At 63.1% G+C, this 9,244-nt stretch carries 10 protein-coding genes, 1 tRNA gene and 1 riboswitch; of the genes, 9 read left to right on the top strand and 2 right to left on the bottom strand.

What is annotated here, in order from left to right:
* From ACT8X9_RS06450 to sigG, 3 genes are all read left to right on the top strand, one after another.
* The coding region (locus tag ACT8X9_RS06450; RefSeq protein WP_444268484.1) for a sigma-E processing peptidase SpoIIGA at positions 1–751 on the top strand (751 nt) is incomplete at its 5' end.
* 7 nt (positions 752–758) lie between these two features.
* Positions 759–1,478, top strand: a complete 720-nt coding sequence (locus tag ACT8X9_RS06445; RefSeq protein ID WP_444268483.1) for a sigma-70 family RNA polymerase sigma factor — start codon at positions 759–761, stop codon at positions 1,476–1,478.
* A gap of 112 nt (positions 1,479–1,590) precedes the next feature.
* Positions 1,591–2,358: an RNA polymerase sporulation sigma factor SigG gene (sigG, locus tag ACT8X9_RS06440; RefSeq protein WP_227620258.1), complete on the top strand. Its 768-nt coding sequence runs from the start codon at positions 1,591–1,593 to the stop codon at positions 2,356–2,358.
* A 35-nt stretch (positions 2,359–2,393) separates the two neighbouring features.
* On the opposite strand, the gene ACT8X9_RS06435 is transcribed toward sigG, so the two are convergent.
* Positions 2,394–2,645 (bottom strand): sporulation transcriptional regulator SpoIIID, encoded by a 252-nt coding sequence (locus tag ACT8X9_RS06435; protein ID WP_015565655.1) that lies wholly within the window; start codon positions 2,643–2,645, stop codon positions 2,394–2,396.
* Positions 2,646–2,753: 108 nt separating this feature from the next.
* Positions 2,754–2,854, top strand: a riboswitch (TPP riboswitch).
* Positions 2,855–2,939: 85 nt separating this feature from the next.
* On the opposite strand from ACT8X9_RS06435, the gene thiT reads away from it, so the two are divergent.
* Together thiT and ACT8X9_RS06425 are read left to right on the top strand one after the other, a co-directional pair.
* Positions 2,940–3,512 carry an energy-coupled thiamine transporter ThiT gene (thiT, locus tag ACT8X9_RS06430; RefSeq protein ID WP_227620259.1) on the top strand — a complete coding sequence of 191 codons (573 nt, stop codon included), beginning with the start codon at positions 2,940–2,942 and terminating at the stop codon, positions 3,510–3,512.
* Positions 3,513–3,651: 139 nt separating this feature from the next.
* A tRNA-Ala gene (locus ACT8X9_RS06425) sits at positions 3,652–3,727 on the top strand.
* Positions 3,728–3,923: 196 nt separating this feature from the next.
* On the opposite strand, the gene ACT8X9_RS06420 is transcribed toward ACT8X9_RS06425, so the two are convergent.
* Positions 3,924–4,811: a GDSL-type esterase/lipase family protein gene (locus ACT8X9_RS06420; RefSeq protein WP_444268482.1), complete on the bottom strand. Its 888-nt coding sequence runs from the start codon at positions 4,809–4,811 to the stop codon at positions 3,924–3,926.
* Between the two features lie 168 nt (positions 4,812–4,979).
* On the opposite strand from ACT8X9_RS06420, the gene ACT8X9_RS06415 reads away from it, so the two are divergent.
* The 4 genes from ACT8X9_RS06415 (at position 4,980) to ACT8X9_RS06400 (ending at position 9,243) form a co-directional block, all read left to right on the top strand.
* A complete protein-coding gene (locus ACT8X9_RS06415; protein ID WP_227620261.1) occupies positions 4,980–5,267 on the top strand; it encodes a hypothetical protein in 288 nt (95 codons plus the stop codon).
* Positions 5,268–5,405: 138 nt separating this feature from the next.
* Positions 5,406–6,557: a cysteine desulfurase family protein gene (locus ACT8X9_RS06410; protein ID WP_227620262.1), complete on the top strand. Its 1,152-nt coding sequence runs from the start codon at positions 5,406–5,408 to the stop codon at positions 6,555–6,557.
* Between the two features lie 157 nt (positions 6,558–6,714).
* Entirely contained in the window at positions 6,715–7,914 is a 1,200-nt protein-coding gene (gene thiI, locus ACT8X9_RS06405; RefSeq protein ID WP_444268481.1) for a tRNA uracil 4-sulfurtransferase ThiI, read from the top strand.
* A 3-nt stretch (positions 7,915–7,917) separates the two neighbouring features.
* A complete protein-coding gene (locus tag ACT8X9_RS06400; RefSeq protein WP_444268480.1) occupies positions 7,918–9,243 on the top strand; it encodes a competence/damage-inducible protein A in 1,326 nt (441 codons plus the stop codon).
* The last annotated feature ends 1 nt before the right edge of the window (position 9,244 follow it).

The following is a 9,244-nucleotide window of genomic DNA, read 5'->3' as shown; positions in this document are numbered from 1 at the left end:
GTGCGGGGCGTGCTGTTCGCCGCTGCGGCTGGTGGGCGGCGCGGGGACGGCGGCGGTGTCGTCGCTGGTCCTTTTGGCCCCCACCGCGCCGTGGCCGCTGGCCCTTACTTATAAAGGTACGACTGCCGCCCTCTGCGTGGCTGCGGCCTACGGCTGGCAGGGCGTGCGGAACACCGCCCGGCTGACGGCATGGTTCATCCTACTCAACCTGACCCTCACGGGGGCGCTGCTCCTGCCCGGCGCGGCCTGTAACAACCTCAGCTTCTACCTGCCGGTGTCGCCGGGGCTGCTGCTGGCGTCCACGGCGGGGGTCTGCGGCGGGGTGCAGGGGGTGATGCACCTTCTGGGGCGCAGCGGCCCGGCCTGCTTCGAGGCCCGGCTCCGTGTGGCGGGGCAGAGCGTGGAGCTGAAAGCCCTCTGCGACACCGGTTTCCACGTACAGGAGCCGCTTTCGGGCCGGGCTGTAGTGCTGGTGCGGTTGGGGGCGGTGCGTCTGCCCGAGGCGCTGCAAACCTATCTGGAACACTGCCTCGCGGGCGGCGGGGGAGAGCCGAGGCCGGAATGGGGCGTGCGGTTCGTGCCCTGCCAGACCGTCGCGGGCCACTGTCTGCTGCCCGCCCTGCCCGCTGCGCTTTCCTGCGGCGGCAGGGCACAGGAGGGCATCTATGCGGCCTTCTGCGATACGCCGCCCCCGCAGGGCGGCTGGACGGCCCTCGTCAGCGCAGAGACGGCGTCGCTGTTGGGGAAATGAGGATACGATGGGAGGAAATCTGTCTGTGTTTCAACGATTTGTAAAGTTTTTGCAGGGCCTTTGGGCCAGACTCAGCTGGACGGGCGGCGCGCACTACCTCAGCGGCGGGCCGGGCCTGCCCCCGCCCCTGACCCCGGAGGAGGAAAAAGCCCTTCTGGCCCGGATGGCCGACGGCGACCCCGCCGCCCGGGATGCGCTGATCACCCACAATCTGCGGCTGGTGGTCTACCTTGCCAAGAAGTATGAGGGCAGCGGCGTCCCCTCGGAGGATATGGTGTCCATCGGGACGATCGGCCTTATCAAGGCCGTGAACACCTTCACCCCGGAGCGGAGCATCAAGCTGGCCACCTACGCCAGCCGCTGCATCGGCAACGAAATCCTGATGTACCTGCGCAAAAGCTCCAACCGTCGGCAGGAGGCCAGCATCGACGAGCCGCTGAACATCGACGGCGACGGCAACGAGCTGCTGCTGTCGGACGTGCTGAGCAGCGAGGAAAATCAGGTGGGCCAGCGCCTTGAGCAGGACGCCGAGCGGGCCAGCCTCCGACGCTCGGTGGAGCAGCTCTCGCCCCGGGAGCGGCAGATCATGGAGCTGCGCTTTGGCCTGCTGGACGGCGTGGAGCGGACCCAGAAGGAGGTGGCCGATGCCATCGGCATCAGCCAGAGCTACATCTCCCGGCTGGAAAAGCGCATCATACGGCAGCTGAGGGAGCAATTAGGAGATTGAGAGGGCCTCTCCCTTTGGGACAGCCAAAAGGTGCCCCTGAATTTGGAATGAATGCCGCCCCGCCCCTGCGGCCATACTTCCGGTGAAACTAAGACACCGGAGGCTAGAGAGGATGTACAACAAGGTGGAACTGTGCGGTGTGAACACCGCCGAGCTGCCGATCCTGTCCGAGCAGGAGAAGCGCGACCTGCTCACCCGGGCGCGGGCAGGGGACAAGGCGGCTCGTCAAAGCATGATCGAGGGCAACCTGCGGCTGGTGCTCAGCGTCGTGCAGCGCTTTTCGCAGCGGGGCGAGAACATGGACGACCTCTTTCAGGTGGGGTGCATCGGCCTCATCAAGGCCATCGACAACTTCGACCCGGCCCAGCAGGTGCGGTTCTCCACCTACGGTGTGCCGATGATCATCGGCGAGATACGGCGATTCCTGCGGGACAACAACGCCCTGCGGGTGAGCCGCAGCCTCCGGGACACGGCCTACCGGGCCATGCAGTCCCGCGAGGAGCTGGAAAAGCAGCTGGGCCGTGAGCCGACCGTGGAGGAAATCGCCCAGAAGACCGGCCTGCCCCGCCGGGAGGTGTCGGCGGCGCTGGAATCGGTGGTGGAGCCGTTGAGCCTCGAGGAGCCGGTCTACGCCGACGGCGGGGATGCCGTCTACGTCATCGATCAGGTGCGCGACCCCGACGGCGAGGACAGCTGGATCAGCGGGCTGCAGTTCCGCCAGACTGTGGCGGGCCTCACCCCGCGGGAGAAGCGCATCATGGAGCTGCGGTATCTCAAGGGTAAGACGCAGATGGAGGTGGCGCAGGAGATCGGCATCAGTCAGGCGCAGGTGAGCCGTCTGGAAAAGGCGGCACTGGAGCAGTTCCATCAGCAGACATGACAAAAGCGGCGGTACACAGCGCACCGCCGCTCTTGTTATCGGGGCTTGTGGTACTTCTCCCGGGTGGCCGCGCCGCCCCGCAGGTGGCGCTCGGCTTTGTTCCGGGCCAACACCATCTGCACCTGCCGGAACAGCTCCGGCCCTACCGTCCGCAGCCGCACCGACACATCCTTGTGGACGGTGGATTTGCTGCATCCGAAGGCCCGCGCCGCCGCCCGCACGGTGGCTCCATGCTCCACGATGTACTCTCCCAGCAGCAGCGCCCGCTGTTCCGGATCACCTTTCATGACTGCTCCCTCCCGCCAAAATGTGCTTGTTCCAGAATATGTATCCGGCTGGCCCGATATGCTGCCGGGGGCTTGACTTTTGACGCAGAGCGGCTATACTGAAAGCGGACATGAAAACAGGGGCGCCGTGAGGCTGAGATCTGCTGTAGGCAGAGACCCTTGAACCTGATCCGGGTAATGCCGGCGTAGGTAGTTTGCGGAAAGGTCCCGATTTTCACAAACAGCCCGTGCGCCTGCCAGAAAAGCAGGCGCATTTTGTTTTTGTGTACTATTGTTATGAGAAGAGGAATCCTTATGTCGAAATCTTACTCCAAGACCCGGGTGCTGGTGGAGTGCGCGCTGATGATCGCCATCGGCACCGTGCTGTCCAACATCAAAATTTTCACCATGCCCAATGGCGGCAGCGTCACTCTGCTGAGTATGCTGCCCTTTGTGCTCGTCTCCTTCCGCCACGGCGTCAAGTGGGGGCTGTTCACCGGTCTGGTGAACGGCTGCCTGCAGATGCTTCTGGGCTTCTGGGCACCCCCGACGCCCACTTTCCTCTATTTCCTCGGCGAGATCCTGCTGGACTATCTGGTGGCGTTCATGGCTCTGGGCACGGCGGAGTTCTTTGCCCGCCCCTTCAAGAACCGGATGGTCGGCGTGGCCGTCGGTACGGCTGTTGCAGGCTTCCTGCGCTTTATGTGCAGCTTTTTGTCCGGCGTCCTCGTCTGGGGCAACCTGAATGAGGGCCTGAGCGCATGGACCTACAGCCTCGGATACAATGCCAGCTATATGCTGCCGGAGACTCTCCTGACCGTGGTGGGTGCTGTGCTGCTCATCAAGGCGGCTCCCCAGATCTTCGACCGCCAGTATGCTAAGGCCTGAATGATACCAGAATAAGAGTCCCGCCGGGGACTGAAAAGCCCCGGCGGGATTTTTTTGCACGATTTTGAAAAAAGATGTTGACAACTGCTCTTTTGACTGGTATAATAAACCACGTCGTCAGGGACGACACACCAGCTCTGGGGGATTAGCTCAGCTGGGAGAGCGCTTGCATGGCATGCAAGAGGTCAGCGGTTCGATCCCGCTATTCTCCACCAAAAAAGCACTGTACTTCGCAGGAAGTACGGTGCTTTTCTTTTTGCTGAGGCCGATGGGGGCTGCATTGCTTCGCCTGCACCGTTTTCGGCCCAGTGACACCCCCAAAAAAGAGATGCTGCCCCGGAGCAGACCGGGCAAAAGCAAAGCCTCGGAAAGCTCTGGGGGCAGCATCTCTCATTTATGTTTATGGTTCGGTCAGGTGTGGGTGCAGAGATACTCCACCCATGCGTCATACCCGGCGGGCAGCAGATGGTAGCCGTCCGGCTGGGCGTATTCGGCGATCAGGTCGCCATTCTCGTCGGCCAGCGCCTCCCAGAGGTTCAGGAAGGTGCAGCCCTTTTCCAGTGCGATGGCCGAGAGTGCGTCGTTGATCTCACACAGGCGCTGTTTGTAGAGGCCGGGGGACTTCTGGCTCACTTCGGGCCGGACGGGGGTGATGGACTGGACGTAGATCTTCGTGTTGGGCAGCGCCTGCGAGATCATGTCCAGCATCAGCCGGTAGTAGGTGAGGAAGCTGGAATAGTCGTTGTCGGCGGTGAGCACATTAGTGCCCAGCAGGATGTAGAGCGCCCGGGGCTGCTGGGAGGCCAGCGCCTCCATCGGGATCTCCTTTTCGCCGTCAGCCCGGCGGCAGGTGGTGTTGTTGACGACGGCGTTGGGGCCGACGCCCTTGTAGGCGCAGAAATGGGCGTTGGGCAGGCCGGTGTCGTACAGCTCCATCCCCTGCGTCAGGCTGTCGCCCAAGAAGCTGACGTCCGAAAAGCTGCTCCGCTCCACGGCGGGGCTGGCGGTCTGAGCTGCAAGGCGGAAATCCATCGCGGTCATGCCGTTGTCGAGGGTCTGGACGTTGAGGCGGCGGGCCGGAGTGTAGCTGATGGTGTTCCACTCGCTGCCGGTCAGCTCCTGCTGCAGGATGGTGGGGCCCTGCTGGGCGGTATTGGAGGACGGCTCGCGGTGGAGACGCTTCCAGAGGATGCCCACAGCGGCCAGAAGCACCAAAAGGATGAGCAGCGCGGCGGTGATGAACACCCTGCGCCAGCGCCGGTGAAGGATGCGGCGGCGATATTCCTGATAATCTGCCATAATGTCCTCCTGTGGCGGAACGATAGCTTTCACCCCTATTATACAGCACCGCTCCGGCCCGTGCAACCCGTGAGGAAAAATTCCCATATTCAGGGGGCCTGCCCTTGCGTTTCCTATTATAAATATGATATACTAAAGTGAATCAAATATGATAGGGAGGCTTTCACGATGCCATTTACTCCGAAATTGACTTATAAAGGCAAGCCCCTCGTCCGCAAGGACAATGAGCTGTATTATGGCTGTATGACCGACCCGTATGTGCTTTATCTGCAGATCCAGTCCACCAAGACGGTGGGCGGCGTGGATGTGGCAGACAAGGTCCATCTGCAGCTGCTCTCTACCGATGAATCCAAGCCCCGTGAGGCCCGCGTGGCCCGTCAGACCACCAAGAACGGCCTGTACAATGCGCTGGACATCGGCAGCATCTGGCTGCAGAAGGCAAACGAGAACGTCTGAACCCAAATCGCAAGCTGCTGAAAGGGGCTGCCCCGCAAGGGGGCGGCCCCTTTTTTGCTGCACGAATATTTTGCGTTCTGCGGAACTTTGTGGTATACTTAACCTGATATTTTATGCACAAAAGGCAGGAATGAAATTATGCTGCAAAATCCAGAACTGCATTATCTGGACAACGCCGCCACCACCATCGTCGCTCCCGAGGTGGCAGACGTGATAGACAAGGCCATGCGGGAGCACTGGGCCAATCCGTCCAGCCTCTACGCCCCGGGAGCGCGGAGCGAAGAGGCCTTGAACGCGGCCCGCGCCGCTGTGGCCCGCACGCTGGGCTGCAAGTCGAAGGAGCTGTACTTCACCTCCTGCGGCAGCGAGGGCAATAATCTGGCTCTTCTGGGCGCGGCCCAGACCCGCACCTTCGGCAAGGGCATCGTGGTGTCGGGCTTCGAGCACCCCAGTGTCCAGCGCCCGCTGGAGCGTCTGGCCGCGCAGGGGTATCACGTCACCGTGGTGGCCCCGCAGCCTGACGGTACGCTGGACATGGGCAGGATGCTGGAAGCGGTGGACAAGAACACCATCCTCGTGGCCTGCATGATGGTCAACAACGAGATCGGCACCCGCAACGATGTGGAGCGTCTGGCCGCGGAGGTCAAGCGCCGCAACAGCCGCACCATCGTCCATGTGGACGCGGTGCAGGCGTGGATGCGGGTGCCCATCAAGCTGGACAACATCGACACGATGGCGGTCAGCGGCCACAAGATCCATGCGCCCAAGGGCGTCGGTGCCCTCTATCTGAGCGACCGGCTGGTGCAGGCGTTCCAGCCGCCTTACCTCGGCGGCGAGCAGGAGCGCGGCCTCCGCCCCGGCACCGAGAACCTGCCCTACGCGATGGGCCTCGCCGCCGCGGCCACCCGCCTTGCGGGCAGCATCCGGAGCCGCGACAAGGCCATGCGTGCCCTCAACGACCGTCTGCGCGCCGGCCTTTCCATCTTCCCGGAGGTGGAGATCAACAGCCCGGCGGGGGCGGTGCCTGAGGTGCTGAACTTCAGCGAGAACTGCATCAAGAGCGAGACCATGCTGGCGTGGCTGTCGGAGAAGCAGATCTATGTTTCGTCGGCCAGTGCCTGCGGCAGAGGACAGCCCAGCCACACGCTGGCGGCGATGGGCCGTGACCCGCTGGCCATCGATACGGCCATCCGGGTGTCCTTCTGTGCCGACAACACCCCGGAGGATGTGGATGCCTTCCTCGAGCGCTTTGAGGACGGCATGAAGCATTTGCAGAGAATCAGAAAGTAAGGGGCGCGTTCCGGGAGCTTTCTCCTCGGACACGAATCGGGCCATTCCATCGCCCGCCCTATTGCCTTCGGCAACAGGGTCCCACCCCAGCGGACGGTCCTCGGAGAAACTCCCGGAACACCGACGAACGCACAACATAATATCAGGAGTAACTACTATGCGAGAAGTCATTATGGGCTATCAGGGCGAGATGTCCCTGAAGGGCCTCAACCGCAACCAGTTCGAATCGACGATGATGAAGATCCTGCGCTACCGCCTCAAGACGGTGGGCAAGTTCCGCGTCTACTGCACCCAGTCCACCTTCTACATGGAGCCGGAGGAGGACGACATCGACATGGACCTCGCCTTTGAGCGGGTGAGCAAGGTGTTCGGTCTCGCCGCGCTCAGCCGCGCCGTGGTCTGCGAGAAGGACTTTGACACCATTTGCCAGACCGCCGAGGACTATCTGGGCGACAGTCTCCATGGCATCAAGACCTTCAAGGTGGAGGCCCGCCGCTCGGACAAGACTTTCCCCATGACCAGCCCTGAGCTGATGCGGGAGCTGGGCGCTTACCTGCTGGGCAAGCACAACTACCTGCGGGTGGACGTCAAGAACCCGCAGTTCAAGGTCATCGTGGAGATCCGCGATTACGGCGCGTATATCCACGGCCCGAAAATACAGGGTGAGGGCGGCCTGCCGGTGGGCACCTCCGGCCGCGCCCTCAATATGCTCTCCGGCGGCATCGACAGCCCGGTGGCGGCGTACCGGATGGCAAAGCGCGGTCTCGGCCTCGACCACATCCATTTTGCGTCCCCTCCGTATACTTCGGAGCGTGCAAAACTGAAAGTCAAGGCGCTGGCCCAGCGGATCACCCCCTATACCGGCAGCACCAACCTCTTTGTGGTGCCCTACACCAAGCCGCAGGAGTACATCCGCGATAACGCTCCGGACGTCCTCTTTACCGTCCTGATGCGCCGCAGCATGATGCGCATTGCCAACATCATTGCCAAGAAGCAGGGCTGTGAGGCCCTCGTCACCGGCGAGAGCCTTGCGCAGGTGGCCAGCCAGACCGTCAAGGCCCTGCAGTGCACCGATGCCGCGCAGGACCTGCCCATCCTCCGCCCCCTGATCGGCATGGACAAGACTGAGATCGTCGAGACGGCCCGCCACATCAATACTTTTGAGACGAGCATCCTGCCCTACGAGGACTGCTGCACCATCTTCACCCCGCCGCACCCGAAGATCCGCCCCGAGCTGGAAGAGATCCTTGAGGCCGAGGCCGGGATGCCCGGTCTGGCCCAGCTGGAAGCCGAAGCTGCCGAGACCACCGAGCGCATCCGTCTGCGCATCACCGACGACGTGGAATTCGAGGGCTGAGCCATGACAGCAGAGATCATCAGTGTGGGTACCGAGCTTCTTCTCGGCAATATCCTCAACACCAACGCGCAGTACCTCAGCCGGGAGCTGGCCGATTTGGGCATCACCGTCCAGCGGGAGAGCACCATCGGCGACAACCATGGCCGTCTGGCCGACTTCGTCAACGAGGCCAAGAGCCGCTGCGACCTGCTGGTCTTCACCGGCGGCCTCGGCCCCACGGCGGACGACCTGACCAAGGAGACCGTCGCCGCCTGCTTCGGCGACGAGCTGGTCTTCGATGCGTCCGAGTGGGAGAAGATCACCGGCTACTTTGCCCGCACCGGCCGCGAGACGACCCCCAACAACCGCAAGCAGGCGATGGTGCCCGCCAAGGGCCATAAGATCATCAACAACCATGGGACTGCGCCCGGTGCATGGTTCGAGCAGGATGGCCGCTGTGCTGTCCTCATGCCCGGCGTGCCCCACGAGATGAAAGCCATGTGGACTGAGAGCGTCCGCCCCCTGCTGATGGTGCGCCAGAACTGCACCCTCCACTCCGTCACCCTCCGGGTGCTGGGCGGCGAGAGCGACATCGAGTATAGAGTCCGTGACCTGCTGGAAAACCCGAATCCCACCGCCGCCATCTACTGCAAGACGGGCGAGTGCGAGATCCGGATCACGGCCCGCGCCCGCTCCGACGAGGACGGCGAAAAAATGTGCCGCGCATATGCCAAAAAGTTCTATGATACGCTGGGCGATGCGGTGTATGATGAGGATGTGGCCGGGCTGGAAGAGACAGTGGTGAATACTCTGAAGGAAAAGGGTCTGACCATCTCCACCGCTGAGAGCTGCACCGGCGGACTCATCGCCCAGCGGCTGACCTCCGTGTCCGGCTCCAGCGAGGTGTTCGGCTATGGCTTCGTGACCTACTGGGAGCAGGCCAAGACCAAGCTCGTGGGCGCGGACCCGGCGGTCATCGGGAAATACAACGTCGTGTCTGCTCCCGTGGCGGCACAGATGGCGCTGGGCGCGGCAGCGGCCTCAGGGGCCGACATCGCCCTGAGCGTCACCGGCGTGGCCGGCCCGACCGGCGGCGACCAGGTCCGCCCCGTGGGCACCGTCTATCTCGGCGCTGCCCGGGATGGCGTGGCCTATGTCAAAAAGCTCTTCGTCTCCCGGCCAGACCGTGCGCTGGTGCGTGCCCGGGCCGCACAGGCGGCACTGGAGATGGGTCTGCGTCTGGCGCAGGGCAAGATCCCCGAAGGGACGCAGGCCCTCACCGCCGCCCGGCAGTCGGACGACGCGGCGCTGGCCGCGCTGGACAGGGCTTTCGTCCGGGAAACATCATAAT

It is taken from the genome of Faecalibacterium sp., from assembly GCF_052358865.1.
GTDB lineage: Bacteria > Bacillota > Clostridia > Oscillospirales > Ruminococcaceae > Faecalibacterium > Faecalibacterium butyricigenerans.
Note: the sequence above shows the minus strand (reverse complement) of the source record. Positions and strands in the feature narration are given on the sequence as shown.